At 61.8% G+C, this 1,211-nt stretch carries 1 protein-coding gene; it reads left to right on the forward strand.

The features are described 5' to 3' along the window. Positions 1–92 precede the first annotated feature (92 nt). Positions 93–1,199 carry an IS630 family transposase gene (locus M1M07_RS32270; RefSeq protein ID WP_248676773.1) on the forward strand — a complete coding sequence of 369 codons (1,107 nt, stop codon included), beginning with the start codon at positions 93–95 and terminating at the stop codon, positions 1,197–1,199. Positions 1,200–1,211: the final 12 nt, after the last annotated feature.

Here is a 1,211-nt window from a genome sequence, read left to right on the forward strand (position 1 = left end):
CTAGTGGCTCGTCATGGATTGTTGACCGGGTAATCCCCAGCTGACCACCCCTCCACGGCAGACTGTCTCCGAGTCGAGACAAGGAGGTGGTCGTGGCACGTCAACCCAGCGTGTTCGTCCGATCGTTGACCATGGAGGAAGGCCGCCGGCTGCAGAAGATCAGCCGCACCGCCAAAGACCCGATCAAACTGCGACGAGCCATCGTGGTGCTGATGTCCGCCCAAGGCCAGACCGTCAAGGACATCACCTCATTGATGCAGGTCAGCGACGACTACGTCCGCGATGTCATCCACGCATTCAACGAGCAGGGATTCGAGGCGTTGCACCCAAAATGGAACGGGGGACGACCGAAGACGATCGATGAGCAGACCCGCGAGAAGATCTGCTTGATAGCCCGGACGTCCCCCGCCGATTGGAAAATCACCGCGTTCTCCACCTGGAGTCTGGCCAAACTGACCGAGCACCTGATCGCGCAGAAGATCGTGCCGACCATCAGTCGCGAGACACTGCGCCGCATCCTGCGTGACGGAAAGGTCACCTGGCAGTCGACCACGACGTGGAAGGCCTCGACCGATCCGGATTTCCTGGTCAAGATGCGCACGATCCTCGCTCTCTACGATCACCCGCCGGCCGACGGCCGGGTCGTCTGTGTCGACGAGTTCGGTCCGCTGAACCTGCAACCCCGGAAAGGGAAATCGTGGCGGCCGGCGACGTCTCCGCTTCGGTTGCGGGCGACGTATCACCGCTACGACGGTGTGATGCACATGCTCGCCGCGCTCGATTTATCGAGTGGCAGAATGTATTACCGAATCAGGCCTCGTAAACGAGCTGGCGAGTTCCTCGACCTTCTGAAGGTGTTGCGGGCCAGGTGGCCCGGGGAGAAGTTGTACGTGGTGCTCGACAACTTCTCCCCGCACCGGCACCTGTCCGTCCGCCGGTGGGCGGCGGACAACGACGTCGAGTTGGTGTTTTTGCCGACCTACGGGTCGTGGCTGAACTGGATCGAATCCGAGTTCGCGGCGTTGCGGTACTTCGCCCTGAACGGCACCGATCACCGCAGTCACACCGAGCAGAACGCTGCGATCGCGGCGTATATGCGGTGGCGCAATGCCCGTGCCGAACCGAAAACCCGATTCGCCCCGGACTCGCCGATCCGATCGTGGACCGAGTACCCGTATTATCCGGCCAAGGTTGCGTGACGAGCCACTAGC

Source organism: Rhodococcus sp. HM1, from assembly GCF_023218075.1.
GTDB lineage: Bacteria > Actinomycetota > Actinomycetes > Mycobacteriales > Mycobacteriaceae > Rhodococcus.